This window comes from Methanococcus maripaludis C5, from assembly GCF_000016125.1.
Classification (GTDB): Archaea; AGJL01; Methanococci; order Methanococcales; family Methanococcaceae; genus Methanococcus; species Methanococcus maripaludis_D.
Window position 1 is genome coordinate 640,743 of sequence record NC_009135.1, and the last position, 23,936, is coordinate 664,678.

Annotated in this window: 23 protein-coding genes; 11 read left to right on the forward strand and 12 right to left on the reverse strand. The window is 32.5% G+C overall.

Annotation, left to right across the window (positions count from 1 at the left end):
* Nucleotides 1–308: 308 nt before the first annotated feature.
* The 4 genes from kamA (at nucleotide 309) to MMARC5_RS03385 (ending at nucleotide 4,238) form a co-directional block, all read left to right on the forward strand.
* The gene (gene kamA / locus MMARC5_RS03370) at nucleotides 309–1,610 is read left to right on the forward strand and encodes a lysine 2,3-aminomutase (RefSeq protein ID WP_011868431.1); all 1,302 of its coding nucleotides are present in this window, start codon (nucleotides 309–311) and stop codon (nucleotides 1,608–1,610) included.
* Nucleotides 1,611–2,435, forward strand: a complete 825-nt coding sequence (ablB, locus tag MMARC5_RS03375) for a putative beta-lysine N-acetyltransferase (RefSeq protein WP_011868432.1) — start codon at nucleotides 1,611–1,613, stop codon at nucleotides 2,433–2,435.
* Between the two features lie 150 nt (nucleotides 2,436–2,585).
* The gene (locus MMARC5_RS03380; RefSeq protein ID WP_011868433.1) at nucleotides 2,586–3,062 is read left to right on the forward strand and encodes a CBS domain-containing protein; all 477 of its coding nucleotides are present in this window, start codon (nucleotides 2,586–2,588) and stop codon (nucleotides 3,060–3,062) included.
* 9 nt (nucleotides 3,063–3,071) lie between these two features.
* A complete protein-coding gene (locus MMARC5_RS03385; RefSeq protein ID WP_011868434.1) occupies nucleotides 3,072–4,238 on the forward strand; it encodes a cation:proton antiporter in 1,167 nt (388 codons plus the stop codon).
* A gap of 51 nt (nucleotides 4,239–4,289) precedes the next feature.
* On the opposite strand, the gene bioA is transcribed toward MMARC5_RS03385, so the two are convergent.
* From bioA to MMARC5_RS03415, 7 genes are all read right to left on the reverse strand, one after another.
* A complete protein-coding gene (bioA, locus tag MMARC5_RS03390; protein WP_011868435.1) occupies nucleotides 4,290–5,693 on the reverse strand; it encodes an adenosylmethionine--8-amino-7-oxononanoate transaminase in 1,404 nt (467 codons plus the stop codon).
* A 172-nt stretch (nucleotides 5,694–5,865) separates the two neighbouring features.
* Nucleotides 5,866–6,753 carry a glycine betaine ABC transporter substrate-binding protein gene (locus MMARC5_RS03395; RefSeq protein ID WP_011868436.1) on the reverse strand — a complete coding sequence of 296 codons (888 nt, stop codon included), beginning with the start codon at nucleotides 6,751–6,753 and terminating at the stop codon, nucleotides 5,866–5,868.
* A 15-nt stretch (nucleotides 6,754–6,768) separates the two neighbouring features.
* The gene (locus tag MMARC5_RS03400; protein ID WP_011868437.1) at nucleotides 6,769–7,602 is read right to left on the reverse strand and encodes an ABC transporter permease; all 834 of its coding nucleotides are present in this window, start codon (nucleotides 7,600–7,602) and stop codon (nucleotides 6,769–6,771) included.
* A 13-nt stretch (nucleotides 7,603–7,615) separates the two neighbouring features.
* A complete protein-coding gene (locus MMARC5_RS03405) occupies nucleotides 7,616–8,785 on the reverse strand; it encodes a quaternary amine ABC transporter ATP-binding protein (RefSeq protein ID WP_011868438.1) in 1,170 nt (389 codons plus the stop codon).
* Between the two features lie 335 nt (nucleotides 8,786–9,120).
* On the reverse strand, nucleotides 9,121–9,642 hold the full coding sequence (locus MMARC5_RS09990; RefSeq protein WP_081430847.1) for a tetratricopeptide repeat protein: 522 nt from the start codon (nucleotides 9,640–9,642) through the stop codon (nucleotides 9,121–9,123).
* Between the two features lie 18 nt (nucleotides 9,643–9,660).
* Complete coding sequence (locus MMARC5_RS03410; RefSeq protein WP_052287712.1) at nucleotides 9,661–10,623, reverse strand: tetratricopeptide repeat protein; 963 nt, start codon at nucleotides 10,621–10,623, stop codon at nucleotides 9,661–9,663.
* A gap of 171 nt (nucleotides 10,624–10,794) precedes the next feature.
* Nucleotides 10,795–11,394, reverse strand: a complete 600-nt coding sequence (locus MMARC5_RS03415; protein WP_011868441.1) for a hypothetical protein — start codon at nucleotides 11,392–11,394, stop codon at nucleotides 10,795–10,797.
* Nucleotides 11,395–11,559: 165 nt separating this feature from the next.
* On the opposite strand from MMARC5_RS03415, the gene MMARC5_RS03420 reads away from it, so the two are divergent.
* The 5 genes from MMARC5_RS03420 to MMARC5_RS03440 all read left to right on the forward strand — a co-directional run bounded on the left by MMARC5_RS03420 (nucleotide 11,560) and on the right by MMARC5_RS03440 (nucleotide 16,993).
* Nucleotides 11,560–11,997, forward strand: a complete 438-nt coding sequence (locus MMARC5_RS03420; RefSeq protein ID WP_011868442.1) for a nucleoside deaminase — start codon at nucleotides 11,560–11,562, stop codon at nucleotides 11,995–11,997.
* Between the two features lie 30 nt (nucleotides 11,998–12,027).
* Entirely contained in the window at nucleotides 12,028–12,981 is a 954-nt protein-coding gene (locus MMARC5_RS03425; protein WP_011868443.1) for a D-2-hydroxyacid dehydrogenase, read from the forward strand.
* Nucleotides 12,982–13,018: 37 nt separating this feature from the next.
* Nucleotides 13,019–14,212, forward strand: a complete 1,194-nt coding sequence (locus MMARC5_RS03430; protein ID WP_011868444.1) for an ABC transporter permease — start codon at nucleotides 13,019–13,021, stop codon at nucleotides 14,210–14,212.
* 127 nt (nucleotides 14,213–14,339) lie between these two features.
* Nucleotides 14,340–15,254 (forward strand): hydroxymethylbilane synthase, encoded by a 915-nt coding sequence (hemC, locus tag MMARC5_RS03435; protein WP_011868445.1) that lies wholly within the window; start codon nucleotides 14,340–14,342, stop codon nucleotides 15,252–15,254.
* An 89-nt stretch (nucleotides 15,255–15,343) separates the two neighbouring features.
* Entirely contained in the window at nucleotides 15,344–16,993 is a 1,650-nt protein-coding gene (locus MMARC5_RS03440) for a tetratricopeptide repeat protein (RefSeq protein WP_011868446.1), read from the forward strand.
* A gap of 10 nt (nucleotides 16,994–17,003) precedes the next feature.
* On the opposite strand, the gene MMARC5_RS03445 is transcribed toward MMARC5_RS03440, so the two are convergent.
* The gene (locus MMARC5_RS03445; RefSeq protein WP_048058449.1) at nucleotides 17,004–17,864 is read right to left on the reverse strand and encodes an rRNA adenine N-6-methyltransferase family protein; all 861 of its coding nucleotides are present in this window, start codon (nucleotides 17,862–17,864) and stop codon (nucleotides 17,004–17,006) included.
* A gap of 184 nt (nucleotides 17,865–18,048) precedes the next feature.
* On the opposite strand from MMARC5_RS03445, the gene MMARC5_RS03450 reads away from it, so the two are divergent.
* The gene (locus tag MMARC5_RS03450) at nucleotides 18,049–19,665 is read left to right on the forward strand and encodes an S-layer protein (protein WP_011868448.1); all 1,617 of its coding nucleotides are present in this window, start codon (nucleotides 18,049–18,051) and stop codon (nucleotides 19,663–19,665) included.
* A gap of 9 nt (nucleotides 19,666–19,674) precedes the next feature.
* Here the strand turns inward: MMARC5_RS03450 and cofG are convergent, their stop codons facing one another.
* Together cofG and nadC are read right to left on the reverse strand one after the other, a co-directional pair.
* Nucleotides 19,675–20,733 (reverse strand): 7,8-didemethyl-8-hydroxy-5-deazariboflavin synthase subunit CofG, encoded by a 1,059-nt coding sequence (cofG, locus tag MMARC5_RS03455; protein ID WP_011868449.1) that lies wholly within the window; start codon nucleotides 20,731–20,733, stop codon nucleotides 19,675–19,677.
* Nucleotides 20,734–20,756: 23 nt separating this feature from the next.
* Nucleotides 20,757–21,596, reverse strand: a complete 840-nt coding sequence (gene nadC / locus MMARC5_RS03460; protein ID WP_011868450.1) for a carboxylating nicotinate-nucleotide diphosphorylase — start codon at nucleotides 21,594–21,596, stop codon at nucleotides 20,757–20,759.
* Nucleotides 21,597–21,684: 88 nt separating this feature from the next.
* On the opposite strand from nadC, the gene MMARC5_RS03465 reads away from it, so the two are divergent.
* Nucleotides 21,685–22,077 (forward strand): Rpp14/Pop5 family protein, encoded by a 393-nt coding sequence (locus MMARC5_RS03465; RefSeq protein WP_011868451.1) that lies wholly within the window; start codon nucleotides 21,685–21,687, stop codon nucleotides 22,075–22,077.
* Between the two features lie 6 nt (nucleotides 22,078–22,083).
* Here the strand turns inward: MMARC5_RS03465 and MMARC5_RS09915 are convergent, their stop codons facing one another.
* Nucleotides 22,084–22,209 carry a hypothetical protein gene (locus MMARC5_RS09915; RefSeq protein ID WP_269208422.1) on the reverse strand — a complete coding sequence of 42 codons (126 nt, stop codon included), beginning with the start codon at nucleotides 22,207–22,209 and terminating at the stop codon, nucleotides 22,084–22,086.
* 141 nt (nucleotides 22,210–22,350) lie between these two features.
* Complete coding sequence (serS, locus tag MMARC5_RS03470) at nucleotides 22,351–23,895, reverse strand: serine--tRNA ligase (protein ID WP_011868452.1); 1,545 nt, start codon at nucleotides 23,893–23,895, stop codon at nucleotides 22,351–22,353.
* Nucleotides 23,896–23,936: the final 41 nt, after the last annotated feature.

Genomic DNA, 23,936 nt, shown 5'->3' on the forward strand with positions numbered 1-23,936 from the left:
TGTCGTAAACCTCCACAATAGTATTTGCTTTATTAGTTAATATAATTATGTGACTATTCAATATTTACGTAAATTTAGTATATTAAATAATTTTTTTCAGGTTTTGATTTTTAGCTTATGTTATAATAGTGTTACCCATTAATTATATATACTATCTTTTAAAAAAAGGGTGTATAAGCCTTTTTAAATTTTGAAACCTCATATTTTCGGTTTTTCAATTTGTTATTTGGGATACCCCCTATGTTGATATATCTCGTTTAAATTTTGAAAGATTTATATATATCGATAGTATTTTTTAGGTGATAATTTTGAACGAATTAAGTGACGAAAGTATATTAAAATATACGAAAAAAATTTCAGAAAACGCCACGATTGATAATTGGAATGATTATAAATGGCAACTTTCAAATTCGATTAAGGATGTTGATACTTTAGAAAAATTTCTTGGAATAAATTTGGATAAACACGAAAAAAAGGAAATCCAAAAAGCAATTGAAGTATTTCCAATGTCAATTACCCCATATTATGCAAGTTTAATCGATACGAAAAATTTAGATAAAGATCCAATTTACAAACAAAGTGTGGCATCTTCAAAAGAGCTCATACTTGAAAATTTTGAAATGGAAGACCCATTATCTGAAGATGATGACTCTCCTGTCGTTGGAATAACCCACAGATATCCAGACAGAGTTTTATTTTACATAAATCCAAACTGTGCAATGTACTGTAGGCACTGTACTCGAAAAAGAAAGGTTTCAGAAAAAAGCAGTAATCCTTCAAAGGAAGAAATCCAAAAAGCAATCGATTACATTAAAAATAATGATAAAATAAGAGACGTTTTACTTTCAGGTGGGGACCCTCTTTTACTTTCTGATGAATTTTTGGACTGGATACTTTCAGAAATAAGCAGCATAAAACACGTTGAACTCATAAGAATTGGATCAAGGGTTCCCGTAGTTCTTCCTCAAAGAATTACTGATAATTTAGTCAATACTCTAAAAAAATACCATCCAATCTGGATAAATACGCACTACAACCATCCTGTAGAGATTACAAAAGCATCTAAGGTAGCACTTGATAAACTTTCAGATTCTGGAATTCCTCTTGGAAATCAAACTGTATTACTTGCAGGAGTTAATGATTGCCCGTATGTTATGAGAAAATTAAATCAAAAACTTGTTTCTTCAAGAGTAAGGCCGTACTACCTTTATCAATGTGATTTATCAAAAGGAATCTCCCATTTTAGAACTTCAGTTAGTAAGGGGTTGGAAATTATCGAAAGTTTAATTGGACACACAACAGGCTTTGCAGTTCCTAGATACGTTGTAGATGCACCCGGAGGCGGTGGAAAAATTCCTGTAATGCCAAATTACGTAGTTTCATGGGGATCTGATAGGGTAATCTTGAGAAATTATGAAGGAATTATCACAACTTACGTTGAACCGTCAGAATATGGTGGATGCAGTAAAAACTGCGATAAGTGTGATAGAATGTGTATCGGGGACTTTGAAATTAATCAAACCGGAATTGAAAAATTAATGACGGATGTAGATGATTCAATATCTTTAATCCCTGAAAACAACGAGAGAGTTGCCCGGAGAGATGAGTAAATGGAAAAAATAATCGAAATAAATGATTCAATTATCCAGATAAGTGATTTAAACGATAGAATCTACATAATGAAACTTGGAAAAGATGCAGATGAATTAATTAAACATGTCGATAAAGTATGCACTGAAAAAAAGCTTTCAAAAGTTTTTGCAAAAGTTTCAGGAAATCAGAAAGAAATTTTTGAAAAAAACGGATATATTTGTGAAGGAAAACTTAAAAATTACTTTTTAGATGATAATGCATATTTCATGTCTAAATTTTTTGAAGACTCCAGAAAAATATCGAAATTTCCAAAAGAAGCAGAAGATGTTTTAAATTATGTAGAAACTGTTGATGTAGATTCATATACAAATATTGATGAGAAATTTCACTTAAAAATTGCAAATGAATCGGATGCGGAAAAATTATCAAAACACTATTCAAAAGTTTTTGAAACGTACCCTTTTCCAATAAATGACCCAAATTATATATTGAAGACAATGCAGACAAACGTAAAATACTTTATAATTGAAGATAATGGTAAAATCATTGCAGCATCGTCTTGTGAGATGGATATTAAGAACAAATGCGTTGAAATGACTGATTTTGCAGTTCTTGAAGAATATCGAAAAGAAGGGCTTTCTAAGTACTTATTATATATAATGGAAAAAATAATGAAAGACAATGGATACCGGGTTTTTTACACGATTGCAAGAAGTATCTCGTATGGAATGAATATCACGTTTAAAAAAATGGGCTATACTTACAGCGGAACTGCAATTAGCAATACAAACATTTGCGGAAACTTCGAAGACATGAATTTTTGGTACAAGCTCGTAGAATAACATTTCAACTCTTTTAATTTTTTTAATTTTTAAATTAACTTCAATTTTTTTCTATTTTTGATAATTCTATCCTTATTTTTAAAATTAAAATGAAAAGTTTAATTATTTTAAAAAAACATAAATTGCACAAGAGTTATTTTGGGGGATTTTATGAAGGAACTTGAAGCGGCAATTGCAAAGTATCATGCAATGAAATTGAAGGATATTCTTCCACCGATAGATACCCTTCCGGTTTTATGCAATGATTCTTCAGTTATGGATGTTTTAGAGATACTTAGAACGAGGCATCACGTTTGGGTAATAAACTGTAAAGAAGATGGAAAACTTATTGGAGTAATTCGGTATTTGGACGTTATAAATTTTATAATGCCTCCCGAGAAACATTCGACATTTATTGGGACTACTCGAACGGTATTAATGTCAATACAGGGTGGGGCGGAAGTTGCAAGCGAAGTAATGGAAAAAAGTGCGATTAAAATAAACTACAATAAATCTGTTTTAGGGGCACTTGAAAAAATGAAAAGATATAATTTACAACTTTTAGCCGTAGTTGATGATGAAAATAGGCTCGTTGGGGAGGTTAGCCTCAGGATATTGATAAATAAGTTTCTTGATCTCTGCTTTTAGGTGTTTTTGTTGAGTATCTCGTGGGTATTATTTACGGTTGGGCTATGTCTAATATTTGGAAAAATTGGAAACGAATTAATGTGGAGAATCGGGTTTCCAAGCGTGTTTGGCGAAATAATTGTCGGAATCATATTTGGAAATCTTTTATTTTTTGGAATAGTTGATTCAAGTCATTTAACGCTTCACGAAAATGATATATTTGATTTTTTGTCAACTGTTGGCATTATGTTTTTATTATTTTTAAGCGGGCTTGAAATAGATATACACAAACTAAAAAAGACCGAATATATTTCAATAGTTGCAGCAGTATTTGGTGCGCTGTTTCCATTAATTTTGGGATATATTGTCCTCTCCAAATTTGGATACACCACCAAAGAATCCATTGTCGGAGGGGTAATTCTTACAGCAACGAGTATTGGGATTACAGCAAGACTTTTAATGGATTTAAAAGTTTTAAAAACTGATGTAGGGGCAGCTGCAATTAGTGCTAGTATTCTAGATGACTTTTTAGGTCTTATTCTTCTTATACTCGCAGTTGGATCTGGAAGTTTACTAGGACTAATTTCTGAAATCACAGTATTTTTCATAATTACTGGATATTTGGGATGGAAATTAATTAACCGATATTTAATTTTTGCAGAAAAATTCCATATCGAAAAAACCGTTCTATCATTTACAATTGCGTTAATGTTTTTATTTTCATTTTTATCAGAAAGCTGGTTTGAAGTTGCAATTGAAGGGGCATTTATGGCAGGATTAATCCTTTCAAAAACTTCTGAAGGTAAAACACTTGCAAAAGAGATAAAATCAATTGGAAATTCATTTTTAATTCCATTATTTTTTATATATACGGGGGCAAGGCTAAATTTAACGGCATTTTTAAATCATGAAGCGCTAATTCTCGCTACAATTTTTATAATTGTTGGGGTTTTGAGTAAATTTGTTGGGTGGGGACTTGGAGCAAAATTGATGGGTAAGTGGAATCTTAAAAAATCGATACAGCTCGCTTCGGCATCAGTTCCAAGGGCAGAAATAGCGCTGATAAATTTAATGATTGCGGTTTCTGCAGGTGTGATTTTAGAAGAAAATATTTCAAAATTCATTGCAGCAACGCTGATATTTGTTACATTTTCGATAGTTATAACACCGCCGCTCTTAAAAAAAGTTTTTGAGTAGTATTTCTATTAAATTTTAAAAAGAATAAAACAAATAAAAAATAAAATTTATTTAGAGTATTTTTTCATTTAAAAGTTCAGAAATTGATTCATAAATTTTTTGAGTAAGTAATTCAATTTCTTCAGGTTTAATTACTAAGGGGAGCACGAATATCAAAGTGTTTCCAATTGGCCGGATATAAATTCCTTTTTCAAGGAGTCTTCCAGCAGTTTTGTAACCTGCTTTGTATCCGTAATCATATGGTTCTTTAGTTTCTTTATTTTTTACAAGTTCTATTCCAATCATGTAGCCGGATTTTCGAATATCTCCAACACAGGGGAATTCTTTTAATTTATCAAGGTTTTCGTGTAATAATTTGATATTTGGCCTTATTTCTTCGCAAATATTGGTTTCTTCTAAAATATTGAGTGTTTCAATTGCTGAGGCACATATGATCTGGTTTCCGGCATAGGTGTGGCCGTGAAAGAGCTGTTTACACTCGTCAAAACTTCCTAAAAATGCATCGTGTATTTCATCGGTTGCAAGGGTTAGTGCAAGTGGCAAATATCCGCCAGTAATTCCTTTTCCAAGGCATACAATGTCAGGTTTTTCTAATTCTTTTAATTCATCTATATCAGAATAAAATGCTCTTCCAAGCCGTCCAAAAGTTGCGATTTCATCGAGTATTAATATAATATCAAGTTCCTTACAAATTTTTGCAACACCTTCGATGTATCCTTTAGGATATGGAATCATTCCAGCTGAACCCATGACGCCAGCTTCTAAAATAACGCAGAATATCTCGTCTTTATTCGTTCTAATTAAATCTTCCATTTCTTTTAGACACTTCATCTCGCATCCTAATTTATTTCTTTCATCAGTGTCTTTAAAATTGCAGTATTCGCACCTGTAGCAAAATGGGGCACTTGCATGGTATCCGTCAAACAATAATGGTTCAAAACAACCGTGGAAAAGTTCGCTTCCCCCAACACTCATTGCACCAACCGTGTCTCCATGATATCCTTCTTTAACCGACACAAATTTTGTTTTATTTGTAAGTCCTTTTAATTTGCAGTATTCAAATGCCATTTTTACGGCAATTTCAACAGCTTCTGCACCATCTTCTGAAAAAAACACCTTTGTAAATTGTTTTGGGGAAAAATCAACGTATCTTTTTGCCAAAATTGCTGATGGAACGTTTCCACATCCGAGCTGAGTAGAATGTCCAATTTTTAAAGCCTGTTTTGAAATAGCATCGGCTATTCGTTTTTCAGAATGTCCAAAGAAATTACACCAGATCGATGAAACTGCATCCATATATCTTTTGCCATTTACATCAATTAAGTAAATTCCTTCTCCACTTTCAATTAAAAGTGGATTTCCTTCAGAATATTCTTTCATCTGGGTAAATGGGTGCCAAACGTATTCTTTATCCCATTTCTCAAGGTCGTTTTTTGAATAGTTTTTTGATTTCATTATAAAACACCAGAGATTTTTAAATTATTTTTAATTTAATCAAGTTGTTTATCATTATTATCTCAAAAATATGGATTTAGCAAATATAAGGCTTTTCGAAAAAAGTTTCAAAAATATGTAAAAATAATTTTCTTTAAAAAAGTTTCAAAAAAGAAATAAAGAATTTTTATAGTTAGTTCATGTGTGAAATCCATTCAGCTACAAGTTCAGGGTTATTTGCAACCCATTCTTCTGCAATTTCTTCTGGATCTTTTCCTTCATCACTGTATTCGTATATCCATCCGCTCTGAACGCTTGGATCAACTTCGAATTTCTGGAAGAATTCGTAGACTTCGGGGTAGTCATCTTTAAAGTCGTTTCTTGCAATGGTGTATACTTTGTCACCATCACCGTATACTTTTTCAGGGTCATCCAACATTGTTATGTTGAATTTAAAGAAAACTGAGTGGGGTTCCCATACGGTAACTATAATGTTTTCATTTTCATTCATTGCACGTGCAAGCTCCGCCATCATTGCAGGCGTACTGCTTGATTGTAATTCGTAACCTTCTAAGCCGTATGTTTCAATGGCATTTTCAGTGCTGGACATGATTCCAGCTCCAGGTTCAATTCCAACGATTCTCGCATCGAATAATTCTTCATTACCATTCAAGTCAGTAATTGATTGTATTCCTGATTCATATGTGTATGTTGGAACTGCAAGACCAAGTGCGGTTCTTTCAATGTTTACATGAACCATTTCAAGCTGGTCTCCATATTGTGCCCAGTAGTCTTGGTGGGTTGTCGGTAACCATCCTGCAAGTAATATATCAAGTTCGCCTTCTGCAAGTTTTGCATATGTAATTCCCGCATCAAGCTGGTTTAATTCAACATTGTAGCCTTGTTCTTCAAGGATTACTTTTACAACCTCTGATTTAACAGTAACTCCTGGCCAAGGGGGTAACCCGAATTTTATAGTCCCTTTTTCAAGGTCTTCTGTGCTTTCCGAAGATTGAACACATCCTGAAAACATGACAGCCAAACCTAAAATGGCAATGGCAAATAACGTTCCATACTTCATAAGTTCACCTTTTTATTATATTTTAGATCCCACGAGGTTACGGGTAATCCTATCAAAAATTACAGCAAGAAATGTAACTGCAATACCTGCTTCGAGAGCGGGTGCTAAACTATATCGTTGGATACCGGAAATTATAACCTCACCTAACCCGCCCGAGCCGATAAATCCGGCAATAACTACCATTGAGAATGACAGCATGATTGCCTGATTTACGCCCATCATTATTGAAGGAACTGCTGTAGGCAGCTCTATTTTTGTTAATATCTGCCAGGAAGTGCCACCAAAGGCCTTTCCAACTTCAATTAATTCGCCAGACACCTGCTCAATTCCAAGTGATGTAAGTTTTATTGCAGGGGGCATTGCAAAAATTACAGTTGCAATAACTCCGGGAACTTCCCCGATTCCAAAGAATAACACTGCTGGAATCAAGTATGCAAGGGATGGGAGTGTTTGCATTACATCGAGAAGTGGATCGAGCAGCATGCTGACTATTTTTGAACGCGCCTTTACTATTCCCAAAGGAATGCCTAATAAAAGCGCTATCAGTGTAGACGTTATTATTAGCGATAGTGTGATCATTGATGTATCCCACAGGCCCATCATCATGATAATAACCAGGAAAAATGCTGTGAACGGAACCGATTTAAGATTAACCGTTTTCCAGACAAGTATTGAGATTAAAAGAATCATCAAATACGGATTTATTGTAAAAAGTACAAAATGGAAAAAATCCACAGCGCTTTGAATTACCGATGAGACAATGTCAAAAAATCCCGAGTAGTTATCGATTAAAAAGTCTATTAAATTTACTAAAAATTTTCCAATTCCAAGATTAAATGTATCTGCCAACGAAATCACGCTCTTAATTTTTTATCAGGTTAATTACTTCTTCAAATTCAACGTATCCTAAAAAGTTATTTTCATCGTCAACGACTGGAACAGGATAATCTGAAGAAATAAATTGAGGTAATCCTTGATTTATAGTTTTTACATCTTCCAGGGGTTTGATTTTTTGAATACAGTTCATAATTTGTTCTGAATTTTGAAGTTCTTCTGCACTTACCACTCCGAGGTATTTTCCAGAGTCATCGAGTACGTATGCATATTCAAGGCTTAAATCGCCTAGAATTTTAACTGCATGTTCCTTTTCCATTCGCGTATTTAGTGTAAATTCTGGTTTTTTAACAAGTGATTCAGCTCGAATTACTGTTGTTTTATCAACTTCTTTTACAAAAGATTCAACAAAATCGTTCTGAGGATTTAAAAGGATTTCTTCTGGATGTGACAACTGAACGAGGCTTCCTTCTTCATTTAAAATCATAATCCTGTCGCCAAGTTTTATAGCTTCGTTTAAGTCGTGAGTTATAAATATAATCGTTTTTTTCATCTTTTTTTGAATTTTTAAAAGAAGTTCCTGCATTTCAAGCCTGATTAATGGGTCAAGTGCACTGAATGGTTCATCCATTAACAATATTTCTGGTTCTACTGCAAGACCTCTTGCAAGACCGACACGCTGCTGCATTCCGCCACTAAGTTCTGAAATTTTACTTTTTTCCCAGCCTTTAAGTCCAACAAGTGAAAGAGCCTTTTCTGACTTTTCAATTCTTTCTTCAAGGCCCACCCCTTGAATTTCAAGGCCAAGGGCTACGTTTTCTAAAACAGAACGGTTTGGTAAAAGTCCAAATTTTTGAAATACCATTCCAAAATACTTTCTTCTAATTTCAAGGAGGTCTTTTTCGCGCATTTGGGAGATATCAACGCCATTTTCAAGAACAATCTTTCCATAGGTTGGTTTTATAAGCCTGTTGATACACCTTATCAGTGTAGATTTACCGCTTCCGGAAAGTCCCATAATTACAAAAATTTCTCCTTTTTTAACGTCGAAATTAATGTCTTTAAGTCCAACAACCTGTTTTGTTTTTTCCTTTATTTCTTTTCTAGAAAATCCTTCTTTGATTAACGGGTAGGCTTTTTCTGGTTTTTTACCAAATATTTTATATAATTCTGTTACCTGGATTATGGGGTCATTCATTTAATCCCTCTTAAGTCAACAATAATGTTTCAAATGTAAATTATGAATTTTAACGAACTATTCTTCGAAAAATGAGTTTCGAGTAGAAAATAATTTCAAAAGTATTTCCAAATTCGAATTTAAGAATGCCTATGAGAATACCTTAAATTTCTAAACCATACTTTATATAATTATTGAGTTAACTATTTATAATATATATTTAAAAAAACGCAGAAACTGTCAATTTGGTTAAGATACCTAATTATAATGACTTTTTAAAATTGAATATGGGATACCCCTAGAATGCAATGTAACTTTAAAATTTAGAAAAAATGAAAATAATAGTTAAAGGTTAATTAATTACTTCCAAAAAATTTTTTGAAGAAATTACTTAAAATGTATGAAAAACTATTGAGTTGATCTTCGGTATCTTTTTTTCCAAGTTTTGCCAATTCAAAGTTTGTATTTATTTCCAATGCTCTATCGTAACATTCTAATGCTTTTTCATAGTTTTCAAGTTTAAAAAAGGTATTTCCTTTGTTATTCCAAATTTCTTCATCTTCTGAATCTAATTCCAATGCTTTGTCATAACACTCGATAGCTTCATCGTATCTTTCGAGTTTATAAAGAGTATCTCCTTTGTTATTCCAAATTTCTTTGTCATTGGAATCTAATTCAATGGATTTATCGTAACATTCTAATGCTTCTTCGTATCTCTCAAGTTCAAAAAGGGCATTTCCTTTATTTTGTTGCGCTTTAGTGTAATTAGAATCTATTTCTAAAGCTTTATCATAACAGGTTATTGCTTCGTCGTATCTCTCAAGTCCTGTTAAAGCATAACCTTTGTTATTCCAGAATTTCTCATTTTTAGAATCTATTTCTAAAGCCTTATCTAATCACTCAATGGCTTCTTCGTATCTTTCAAGTTCGTTCAAAGAAGATCCTTTTTTATTCCAGAATTTCTCATTTTTAGAATCTATTTCTAAAGCCTTATCTAAACACTCAATGGCTTCTTCGTATCTTTCAAGATTTGAAAGAGAACAACATTTACTATACCAAATATATTCATTTTTAGAATCTATTTCTAAAGCTTTATCATAACACTGGATGGCTTCGTCGTATCTTTCGAGTTCATAAAGTGCGTATCCTTTATTGCCCCAAATGACATAATCTCCAGGAGATAGGAGTAAAGCTTTATCATAGCATTTTATGGCTTCGTCGTATCTTTCGAGTTCATAAAGTGTATTTCCCTTATTATTCCAAGCATGCATATAATCAAAATAGTTTAAAGCTTTATCATAGCATTCTATGGCTTCATCATATCTTTCGAGTTCATAAAGTGTATTTCCTTTATCAGTTAACATGTATATATCATTTGGATAGGTTTCTAAAGCGATATCAAGACATTCTAAAGCTTCATCATATCTTTCAAGACCATATAATGAGGCACCTTTCATATAGTAAACTTCTGGATTTTCGTCATATATTTCCAATGACTTATCAAAACATTCAATGGCTTCGTCGTATCTTTCAAGATCATGCAATGCATATCCCTTATATTGCCAAACGTCATAATAATCAGAATTGATTTCCAAAGCTTTATCATAGCATTCTATGGCTTCTTCAGACCTATTTATTGCATATAAAATATAGCCTTTACTGACCAATGCTTCTACATGGTATGGATTAATTCTTAAAGTTTCATCAAAACTTTCAATTGATTTTTCAAAGTTTCCGTTTCCAAGATAGTCAAGTCCGCTATCAATCCAGTCTTCGGTAGATGATCCAATCGTGCCTGCATAACATGTATTCATAATAAAAAGAATTGAAAATAGTATTAAAACCCCCTTTAATTTCAAAATAATCACCATTTTTTTATTGGTTAAATAAATGTTGTAAAAATTGCACATTGATCCCGTCTTAATGAGCATTTTATACCCATAAAAATTATATTTATGCCCTTATTAAATTATCGATTTAACTTCAACAAAAAAGTAAAACTTATTTTTAAAAATTTAGAAAAAAAGTTTTTAAAAGAATTTAGGAAGTTCTATTTTAAACGGATCGTTAGATTTTTTACGGGTTTTTTTCGGTTCAGCAGTTTTTTTGGCAGTTGCTGGTTTCGAAGTTTTATTCTTCGGTTTTTTAGGCTCTGAATCTTTAGATTTTGGTTTAACACTTGTGGCCCGGGGTTTAGGTGTTTTTTTAACAACGATTTTAATATTTTTTTGGGAAAATCCCATGGAGTCCCCAGTGTTAATGTTCCTTAATTCATACTTTAAGTCTTCAAGCGTTTTTATGCTAGTTTCACCAGTTAGTACTATAACTACTCCTTCAGAATAGTCCTGCATATATCGACTAACCTGCCCCAATAAACGGTCTACTTTTGCTTTTTTATCAAGATTATGTTTAAGTTCAATTCCGACAGCTCGTTCAACGGCAATGTCGCACAAGTTTCTACCACTTTCCATTCTTACTGAGTAATTTGACGAGCCGAAAAAAGAATCATTATTTAAATTAGTTCTAAGGTGGTGAAACAGGTCGTCTTGATAACCTTTTTCATTTGGATAAAATTTTGGTTTCCAAACCTTAACACTGTCGTGAACCTTTGGTAAAAGTCCCCCAAACATAAAAATCCCCTCATAAGTCAATAGTTAAAATTTTTTAAAAAAGTATATTTAAAAATGTCGATTTTAATTTGATAAAAATAATTTTTAAAGTTATTCGCTTTCAGAAATTATAAATATTGTTTTTAAAAGAATTTCTTTAGATAATTTTGGATTGATGGTGGAAAATTGACTGATTTTATAGATGAAGCATTAAAAGAAGCTAAATTAGGACTCGAAGAAGGTGGAATTCCAATCGGGGCAGTTTTAGTTTACAAAAATGAGATTATCGGTCGAGGACATAATAGAAGGGTTCAAAATAACAGCGCAATATTGCACGCTGAAATGGACGCGCTTGAAAATGCTGGACGGCTAACTTCAGATGTTTATAAAAATTGCGAACTTTACACCACGCTTTCTCCCTGCATCATGTGCAGTGGCGCAGTTTTGCTTTATAAAATTAAAAAAGTAATAATCGGGGAAAATGAAACTTTTTTGGGTGCAGAAAATCTTTTAATAAAAAATGGTGTTGATGTTGAAGTTTTAAATGACGAAAGATGCGTAAAAATGATGGAAGATTTTATAAAAAATAACCCAAAATTATGGAATGAAGATATCGGAGAATAATTTAAAAATAGCTTAAAAAAGTGATTTTTCATGAAAATAGTCGTGCTTGATGGATATACCATGAATTCAGGGGATTTATCCTGGAGTAATTTGGAAAAATTCGGTGAACTTAACGTATATGATAGAACTTCCGAATCAGAAGTAATTGAAAGAATTTCAGACTCCGAAATTGTCATTACAAACAAAGTAATCATTGGAAGAGAAGTTTTTGAAAAATGTAAAAACATAAAATATGTTGGAGTTACTGCAACGGGTTATAATGTTGTAGATACCAATTTAGCAAAGGAATTCGGGGTAACTGTAACAAATGTTCCGGCATATTCAACTGATTCTGTATCACAGCTTGTATTTTCATTTATTTTAGAATACTGTCAAAATGTTTATAAATATAATGAAAGCGTAAAATCGGGAGATTGGGTAAATTCAAAAGACTTTTCATACCGAAAATTTCCAATCGTAGAACTTGCAGGTAAAAATCTTGGAATAATTGGTTTTGGTGCAATCGGAAAAAAAGTTGCAGAAATTGGGAATGCTTTTGGAATGAATGTAATTGTAAACACGAGAACCATCTCAAACACAAATTTAAATGTTAAATTCGTATCAAAAGAAGAAATTTTTAAAAATTCCGATTTTTTAACACTGCATTGCCCATTAACTGACGAAACAAAAGAAATTATCAATAAAAATACGCTTGAATTAATGAAAACGTCTTCATTTTTAATAAACACGGGAAGGGGAGGACTTGTTAACGAAAAAAATCTTGCAGATGCATTAAATCTTGGCAATATTGCGGGAGCAGGTCTTGATGTGCTTTCAAACGAACCTCCAAAAGAAGATAATCCCTTAATCAACGCTAAAAATACGTTTATAACACCACATGTTGCTTGGGCATCTTACGAAGCGAGAAACCGGCTAATGAATGTAACTATAAACAATGTAAAGTCATTTATCGAAGGAAATCCTATAAATGTTGTAAACAAATAATTTATTAAGCTTAATTTTTAAGTCAGGAGATATTTTTATGAAGCTAACTGATGTCGTAAGTTTTGCAGGGCGAAACATAACCCAAAAAAAGACGCAGAGTTTTTTAACAATAATTGGCGTTGTTATTGGTATTTTGGCAATTGTCAGTTTGATTTCTCTAGGCTATGGTGTTCAAAATTACATAACTGGCGAAATTACGACCATCGGTGCAAATATTATTTCACTTATTCCTTCACAAAATTTTGGAGGTCCTGCAGTTTCTAAAACATTCAATGATAAAGATGTTGATGCTGTAAAAAGCGTTAGGGGAGTTGATGAAGTTGTCGCCGTATGGTTAGGCAGTTACGAACTTGAATATCGGGATGAATCCATTTATGGAAATATTCTCGTAGTCGAACCTTCAAAATTTACTTACGTATACTCAACAACGTGGGGTTACGAGCCGTATAAAGGGCGCTGGATTGAAGATAGCGATAAATATTCATGCATGATTGGATATGGGCTTGCAACAAACTCTTTTGACGATGAAATAGATATCGGAGATAAAATAACGATAAACGATACAAAATACAAAGTTATTGGAATACTCGAAGAAACCGGAAACCCTGCAACCGAAAATTCAGCTATTTTATCAAAAGATGTAGGTCAGGCACTTTTCGAAATCGATGATGAATACAACAGGATGATTGTATCTGTAAAATCTGGCGAGGATGTACTTCGAGTTTCAGAAGATATTCAAAAAGAAGTGGAAGATTCAAGAGGGGACGAAAACTTTTCTGTTTTAACAGCAGAACAGCTTGCAGAATCAATTAACAGCATATTTAATGTTTTAACAATATTCTTAGTTGGTGTTGCAGGAATTTCATTACTTGTTGGTGCTGTTGGAATCTCAAACACGATGCACATGAGTATACTTGAAAGAAGAAAAGATATTGGAATTTTAAAAGCACTTGGTGCAGAGAACACGACAATTTTATCAATATTCGTGGTTGAAGCTGGATTTTTAGGGTTATTTGGTGGAATTATCGGAACTATAATTGGAATATTAATTGCAAAGGCTGTTGAATACTTTGCAGCAGTTTCAGGTTATGGAATTATAAAAGCGTGGATTTCATGGGAATTGATTATCGGAGTTTTAATATTCTCATTTGTGGTTGGAATATTGAGTGGATACTTCCCTGCAAGAAGCGGTGCAAAATTAAATCCTGTCGATACTTTGAGGGGGGAATAATTTTAAAAAATTAATTAAAACAAAAGTAATAAGAATAAAATGTTTAAAAATTAAAAGCAAGTTATATAATTTCAAATTTATTCGATTTCAATAATTTATTATATTTTAGTTATTTAGCGGTGAAATTTTGAAGTTAAGAATCGGAACAAGAGGCAGTACGCTTGCAATGATCCAGACAGAATATATCGCAGGTCTTTTAAATGATCTCGGTGTCGAAACAGAAATAATTATTGTCAAAACTACTGGTGACAAAGATCAGAACAAAAAACTCGCAGATCTTGGACTTGGTGTTTTTACAAAAGAACTCGACAATAAAATGCTCGAAAACGAAATTGATATTGCAGTACACAGTTTAAAGGATGTTCCAACTCTTTGGAGTGAGGAATTGCAGATTACTGCAACGCCAAAACGGGAGAGTCCTGATGATATAATAATATGGAGAAAAGACAGCGATTTTGATATCGAACACGATGAATTAAATATCGGAACTTCAAGCATTAGAAGAACGTCTTTTTTACAATTTACGCATCCAAATCTAACGCCTAAACTTTTAAGGGGAAATGTTGCAACAAGAATTAATAAATTAAGAACTGGGGAATACGATACAATCATAATGGCAAAAGCAGGGCTTATAAGGCAGGGTATCGATTTATCAGAATTTAATTACAAAAAACCTGAAATATTGCCTGCTCCTGCGCAAGGTGTTATTGGAGTTGCTTCAAGAAAGGCTGATACGAAAATAAATGAAATTTTGGACAAAATATGTGATAAGAAAACATATATTGAAGCTGCTGCTGAAAGATGGGCTTTAAAAGAATATGGTGGTGGATGTCAGGCACCTTTTGGAGCTTTTGCAATTTATGATACTGAAGACGGGATTTTAAATTTAAGATGTGAACTTGTGGATGAACAGGGCACTATAAAGCGAGTAAAATCAAACGAAGGATTTATAATCTGCACTACTGATGATGTTGAACTTGCAAAGGAACTCGGTGCAAGAGTCGGTGCATTATTTAAAGAAATCGAAACTTTTACTTATTAGTTCTTTTTTCTTTTTTTTAAAAATTTAGAGAAAGTTTTAAATTATTTAAAGTTTAATTTTATTTTAATTGTAAATATCGAGGGATTTTTATGGCAGATTATAACAATGCAGTAGTTTTCTATGATGCTAGCGGAATTGAATATTCAAAACAGATTAAAAAAACTCTTGAAAAGGGTTTTGAAAGAGAGTGTTTTTTAATAAACTTAGATGCTCGTGAAAATACCATTTCAAAGATTAATTCGGCGCTGAGAACGAGTAAATATGTTATTTTTTTGTTTAGTTCGATGTATTCTAACGAAGAAATGTTAAATGAAGCAAAAAATGCATTTAATTCTGATAAACAGGTGATTTCTTTAAAATTAAACGATCCCAGTTTAAAACAACAGATTTCAGTCCACCAGTCTGAATTTACAGATAACTACAGTCTTTCAAAAAAAGTAAGCGAAGAAGTTGAAAAACTCAAAAAAATGGAAATCAAAGGTCCAGATTTTGTAGAATCCGTTGTTTCGTTTAGCATGGGAAATATTTACTTTAATTTTGAAAAATACGACGAAGCCATAAGATGCTACAAAAAAGCCGTAAAGATAATACCTGATTTTGTAGATGCACTAAATAATTTTAATTCACTCTCAAGCACGAAATTATCTGAAATTGAAGATAAACGACCTGCCATATACAAGGATGCAAAAATTGATGAAATTGTACCTGATATTTTTGAAAATGCTGCTGAAGAAGAACCAAAAGAAACTCAAAAGTTTACAGAACTTGAACCAGATGAACTTGAAGACCGTATTTTAGATGGGGATATTGGAACAGTAGATGAACCGGAAATCGAAGAAGTAGTTGTTGATGAAATAGACGTTGAAATGCCTGTTGAAGAAATTTTAGAAACTGATTTAGAAAATAAAATTGACGATGAAATCGAAGAATTAAATGACAAACAAGATGTAATTTTTGAAGAAGAACCAAAAGAAGACATCGAAATTGAAGTTAATGATGTAAATGAAGAAATTCTTGATGATTTCGAGGAAGAAGAAATTGAAGCCGATATTGAAGAAGTCGTTAAAGAAATTTCTGAAGAAACAATTGAAGACATTGAAGTTTTAGAAGTTATTGCTGAACCTGAATCAGATATCAAAGAACTAATTGATGCAGATACTATTGAATTAGAATCGCTTGAAGAAATATTAGATAAAACTGAAATTGAAGCTGAAACGGAAGAAATAATTAGGGAAGAAATAACAGATACAGGTTTTGCTGAAGTTTTAACTTTTGCAAACGCACTTTACGAATCTGGAGATTTTAACGCTGCTGAAGTAGAATATAAAAAAGCAATAAGTTTAAATCCTGACTATTCGGAAGCACACAATAATTACGGATGCCTTTTAGAATATCTCGAAAGATTTGATGACGCAGAAATTGAATTTAAAAAAGCAGTTGAATTGGATGTTTTAAATTCAAAGGCACATAATAACCTTGCAACACTTTTAGCAAAATCTGAAAAATATGAAGAAGCAGAAATGCATTATAAAAAAGCAATTGAGCTTGATACAACTTACTGGGGAGCAATTTATAATTTAGGGGCAATGTACGCAACTTTAAAAAGATATGACGATGCGATAGCCCAAGTCAAGTCAATGATTAAAATATTCCGGTCTGAAGGAAATATTAAGGAAGTTTTGGAGCTGAAAAAACTCGTAAAACATTTAAAAAAATTAAAAATCCAAAATGGTAAATAATCTAGATATTTCAGATATCTTGTTCTTTTTTCCAAGTAATCATGGCTTCTTTTGAATTTTTTTCAAATTTCCAAGAATCTTCTGTTTTGGTCAACTCTTTGGATAATACTTCTTTTACTTTTAAATACTGTTCATCAGTTAGTGTAACATCTCCCCGAGCCTTGAATCTGTCCAAATAGTGTTCAGCTGCCTCATCCAAATCTGCAAATGTTTGTGAAAATGGTTTTTCACTTAATTTAACATCTGCATATATTCCAAGTTGGTGTAATATATTGTAGATTAAAATATATGTCATTCCAAATTCTTTTTTCTCAGGTTTTTGTTCAAAAATGGATTCCCTAATTTTAGAATATACTCCTCTCCAAGCCTGACGAGTTCCAAATGTTAAGATGCAGCAGTATTTTTCAGCATAATTATTCATTTTTTTGAGGGATTCTTCCATGTCATCTACGCCAAGGGAATATGATGAAAATACAACATCGGGGTTAATTTCCGCATTTAATCCAAAATTATCCCATCTTTTGTTTATTATGTTTATGTTGTCAATTTCTTCTTCTTTCATTCTATTTTTTAAAATATCGATCATACCCGTAGACTGTTCTACAACAGTAATTTCTTCAACTTCTTTTGCAAGGGGTATCGTGTAAGTTCCAGGTCCAGGCCCAATTTCTAAAATAGATGTGTTTTTATCGAGATTAAACTCATTTTTAAAATGATTAATATTATTTTTGACCCATCCATTTTTATTATTCAGTACATTTTTAGCGTAATTTTTTGAAAAAACATCCCAAAAATTTTTTGATTCTTTTTCAGACTTAAATTGGGTTTTTCCATGATTTTTTCGGTAATATTCAGCCCAGTCTACGTCGATAGTTTCACCTTACCATTTTTGTAACAATATTTTACATTCTCGTATATATCTTATATGATTTATTTTTAAAAATTTATTAAAAAAATCATAAAATTTAAATATTATTCATAATTATTACATTTATTTAGAATAGGCATATTAGTTATGACTATTTTTAAAAAAATATTAATAAACAGGTGAATAAATGGCAATCAGTATTAAAAAAATAGTTAGCATCGGTATAGGTGGCTTGATGCTTGGTTCAGCATTTTGTTCAGGTGCATTTGCAGTAGAAAAAGTTGGGGATGTAGATTCTTTTGTTTCAGATATTTCGACCGATAATTCAAATGTTGATATTATTGTTGGTTCAAATTCAGTAGCTTCAGACGTTGTATCTGCTGCAAATATTGCGGCAAAAATTGGATCATTATCCTTTTTAGAACAAAACGGTGAAAGTGCTTCTGCAACTTTATCAATTGCTTCAAACTCCAAATCAGATGAATTTAATTTAGTCGGTTCTGGAGTTACTGATTCACTTTTCGCAGTTTCCACAGATGATGACTATGTATCTGTCATTTCAAATGCAGATTTTGACAGTACAAGTAATCTAGATGCTACAGGATATGTTTCACTTGAAGATTTAGGTAATTTGATGGAAGTATCAGATACTGACCCTTCAAGCTGGTTTACTAATTCAGACGATGATGTTTCCGCAGAATTTTTATTTTTAAGACTTAAAACTGATGGTGCAAACTGGAAGGTAAATTCTGATGAAATGTCCTATATGACAATGTTATTTAATGAAAATACTTTTGTAAGTGCAGGATTTCCAACAGGGTTAGGGTGGCTGGCTCCCGGACGTAATATTGCATATTTGGGTGAAGAATGGACATTGATGGGTCTGAGTCCAGATGCTGATAAAGTTTGTATGGGAAAGGAAGTTTATCGAGGCACGATAAAAGAAGGGGAATCATATTCAGTGAATGGGTGCGAAATAAAAATCGATTCAATTATAACGGATGGTGCTAAATATAAAGTCAGTGCAAAAATATTAAAAGATGGTGCGGTTATAGCGTCTACATATAATGAAGCACCAACAAACTTAATTGCAGGCGGAATTGGAGTAAGATTTCAAAAAGTTTATGAAAGTATAGATGGAAATGTAGGTCATGCTGATGTTGTAATTGTAAATAATGTAAAAGGAATGCCTTTAGGATCAGAAGTGATTCCAGATTATGAAATTTACACAGTAGTATATGATTCCGTAAGTAAGCAGTTAAAATACAGCGATGATTTTGTAAAGGGCCAACAAAACGTAGGTCTTGCTTTAAAATATGTTGGAGATGACTTAAAAGGTTTAGAATCTGATGATAAAGTTAAAGTTGCAGATTATGCAGATTTCTTGTTTGATGATGAGGGAAGCAGTGCAACCAAATTAAACGTATTCTTCGAAATGAATGAAGAAAAAGAAGTTAGCTTAGTACAAAGCCAGAAAATAAACGTCTTAAATGCGGAAATTGTTGCAAATGCAATTACTACAGGAGACAAAGAATCTATAACCGTAAGTGCCCCAGTAGTTAAATTGGACACTGAAACTTCAATGGATGCTTCAGAAAATCCATTAATATTGATTGGTGGGCCGATTGTAAATTCAATAACTAATGAATTATCAAATGCAGGTTTAATTGCAATTGATGGCGAATCCCTTGCAACTTTAGCAGTAGTTTCTGATGTTGCAAATGGAAACGATGTTTTAATTGTTGCCGGTGGCGACAGAAGCGCTACAACAGAAGCAGCAAATGCTTTAATTGAAATGATTTAAAAAAATAAATTATTTTTTAATTTTTTCTAAAACTTTTTTATCCAGCCATTCTTTTGAAATGTATTTTTCGTAAACTGGAAGCCTTTCTTTTAATTCAAATCCAAGTTCTTTTGAAAAACTGTTTAATTCTTCAATATCTGGCCATGGGGCTTCGGGGTTTACAAAGTCTTTTGTTAATGGAGAAACTCCGCCCCAGTCATCAATTCCAGCCATTAAAAACAGCTGTCCAGTTTCGCGATTTAAATTTGGTGGAACTTGAATTGAAATACCTTCTAAAATTAATTTTGAAAGAATTATCATTTTAAACATTTCAATAGGACTTGGTTCTTTGTAATTTTCCATTGGAATTAGGGGTTTTGATCTAAAGTTTTGAACGATAACTTCTTGAATATGTCCATACTTTTCATGAATTCGTTTGATTTCAAATATGGAATCAATTCTTTCTTCAAGAGTTTCTCCAATTCCAATCAATATTCCCGTAGTAAATGGAATTTTTAATTTTCCCGCATTTTCGATCATTTCAATTCTTAAATTAGGGTCTTTTCCTGGACTCTTTTCATGTGCGATAGTACTGCATAATCTCGCACTTGAATTTTCAAGCATCAAACCCATCGAAGCATTTACTTCCCTTAGGTATTCCAGTTCATCGTAAGACAAAATCCCGCAGTTAGTATGTGGTAAAAGATTCGTGTTTTCAAGACACCACGCACTTATTTCGTATAAATATTCTAAAATTCCATAATACCCCATTTTTTTCAATTCTTCTTTCACTTTCTCGTTTTCATCAACATTTTCCCCAAAAGTGAATAGCGCTTCCCTGCACCCAAAAGCATTTGCTTTAGTTAAAATTTCTTTCATTTCGTCCATTTTTAGCAATTTAAAGTTTTCATTTCTAAATGTGCAGTATCCACAGACGTTTCTGCACCAGTTACAAACAGGAATAAATGCATTTTTTGAAAAAGTAATGGTTTTAGAAGAATTTTGTGTATTAATACCTTCTAATTTTTCCAAAATGGAGTTTATTGAATTTAATTTTAAAAAATCCAATGCTTCATTTTTTGTTATCATCTGAATCCCCAAATTAAATTAGTTTAAAGTAAATCAAGTCCGATATCAACAGATATTGCTGAATGAATTAATGAACCCATTGAAATAACGTCTACATTATATTTTGCATAAGTATTCACGTTATTTTCGTTTATTCCACCGCTGAGCTCAATTTTTGGTCTGAACCCAGTTTTTTGTTCAAATTCTGAAACGATATTTAGTGCAGTTTCTATATTTTTAAATTCAAAATTGTCGAGAAGTATTATATCTGGCTTATATTCAATTACTTTTTTCAACTGGTCGAGAGTATCAACTTCTACTTCAATTTTTTTAGAAAAGCTTAATTTTTCAGCTCTTTTAAAGCATTCATCTATTCCAACTGCCTGAATGTGGTTATCTTTAATCATTACCATGTCATCAAGCCTGAATCTGTGGGTATCTCCACCACCAACAAAAACTGCATATTTTTCAATCATCGAAAGTAGCGGGTGTGTTTTTCTTGTTGCTGCAATGTTTACAGTTTTATTAATTTTTCGTACATTTTCAATTATCCTGTTGGTTTTAGTTGAAATTCCAGAAATATGCATTAAAAAGTTTAAAGCCGTCCTTTCAAGAATTATTATTGTTTTTGTATTTCCCTTAACCTTTAAAAAAGGTCCAATAACTTTATCTCCTTCGTTTACTAATGGAGTACAGGTTAATCCGTTTTTTTCCATAAATTCAATTACAAAATCAATTCCACAGATTATGGATTCTTCCTTAGCAACAAAAACAGCTTCCGATTCCTGATTTTTAGGTATCATTAATTCTGTTGTCAGGTCTCCAAAACCTACATCGTAATCGAGTGATTTTTCCAATATACTTAAAGCATGATTTTTCAACACGATAATCACCAAGTTTTTATAACTGGCCTAATTATTATAAATATTGCGTTTATTATTTTTATTTTAGTATATATAGGGGAAATACACGATGTTAAAAACACTACCTCCGACCTTGAGAGAAAAAAAAAGGTACGTTGCACTTGAAATTATTTTTGAAGAAGAACTATTTCAAAAAGACGTAATTGCAATTGTTAGAAATGCTTTAATGAATTATTCTGGGGTTTTAGGCTGTTCTAGAACAAACCCTTGGCTAATTGATTACAACCACCCATATGGAATACTCAGAATTTCAAGAGAAGAAGTCAATAATTTACGAAGTTCGCTTAGTTTAACAAATGAACACCGAAAAAAGCCGATAAATATACACATAATTGGAATTTCAAACTCTGTAAAGCACGTTCGTGAGAAGTTTTTACACGTACCGCACGAACCATACTACAAAGTTATACAAAAACTTAAAAAAAAGGGCCCAAAAAAGTAATTTAAGTTATACTTCAGCAGTAGCGGCCCAAAACCAAAAAGTACTCCATACGGAGATTCCAACGACTGCTAAAGATACAAATATGGTGTCGTAGCAGCCAAGGACTGTATTGATCACATAGTTTAAATCCATAATGTACACCCCCCAGTGACATATTGTACTGTGTACATTATTCTATAAAATATTGCTCCTTAAAAAAACCATTTTTTTTACGTTAATCGCCTAAAGAATCCATAATATGGGGTAAAAAAGGATTTAATTAATATTTTGGAATTATGGCCAGGTTATTACTTTAGGAATTTCTGGCAATTTTCCAACTTTTTTCTGGATTAATTCTGGCCAATCGTCGTAATTGTAGCCGTACTGTGCTAAAAATCCAATTACCCATCTGGTTAGTCCGTATCCTGTACATCCAGTCCAAACTTTTCTTTCTTTGTAGTCTTTAATTCCAAATCCTTCTACAAAGTGTGTTCCATGAATGTTTGCTGAAGTTACAGCAACACCTTTTCTTTCTTCTTTAACGTGTGGTAACCATAGTCTCATTTCGTATTTTGGAACATCAGGGAATTCAATTCCTCTAGCTTCTGATTTTCTACCTTCTAAATAGAATGGATCGTCTCCAACTTCAGTCCAGTATTCTAAATCTAATTTTTCTGCTAGTTTTTCAGCGTATTTTAGGGTATCGTCTCTCACTTTTTCCACAAATTCGGGAGTACCCATCCATACACATTCGCCCCTCAAGAACTCATTTACTCTGTCAAGACCTTTGGCTCCACCGCCTTCCCACCTGTAAGTCCAACCACTTTTGTCGAAAAATTTCGAAGGGTGATCAACATCTACCAATTCATGATCGAAGAATGTGTAGAACGGTTCACACTGTGCAGGTGCTAAAACGTATGCAGGATCTCTTAACAAAGTTTTTAATTTTTCAATAGGAATTTCCTTTTTAATCATCATTTCGTTTACAAAATCCTGAAACATTTCAGGTTCCCTTTTTGGAGGGCATACATAGTACATTCCTTCAGGAAGTCCCTCTAAATATCTCATTTTGTACATTACATCCAAGGGAATTAATTTTGGGAATAAACATTCGTCAAATCCTATTTTATCGATACATTCTTCGATAATTATGCTTTCGAATGCTCTGAATAATTTTGCCATTGGTGCAGTATAAAACCACTGTCCTCTTCCAGGGAATCTTTTTACCCAGCCGTATGGTTCTGCGAGTTCAGTTGGGTCCGTATCAAATGTAATTTCTCTTTTTGCTTTGTAGTCTGAAACAATTGTTCCTGGAGCAATTTTACAAACTTCAAACGTTAAGTCTTGATCTTGTTTATCAAGTTCATTTTTAACGAATTTAATCGCCCTGTCAATAATATTTCTTTTTAATTCTCCATCGCCTAAATTTTCAAAGACAATGTTAATTTTTTCACTTTCTAATTCAACTTCACATTCTGGAACTTTCAATCCTTTTAATTCGCTAACTTTTGAAGGTTCTGCTGTGAGTGTTACAATGTATTTATCAATTGCAACATCCCTAATACCAATCTGGTGTTTTCTTCCAACTTTTTCCATTATTGGTTTTTTCAATCTTACAATACCTTCATGCGCTCTCGTGTAGGTTCCTGAAGTCATTTTAAGTTTTAAATCTTTTCCGTCAAATTCGTAAGTTTCAATTTTTGAAGCTTCGTTTTCTTTGCCTTCTGGAACACCTTTTAAGAAAATATCTCTGTTTTCCAAAACTTCGACGATATCTTTTTGTGTTTCTTCTTCGACATCCTTGCTGAATATTATTCTCCCATCGAGTTTAAATCTCATGAAATCACCGAATCAATTTACAAATAATGTTTTACCTAATA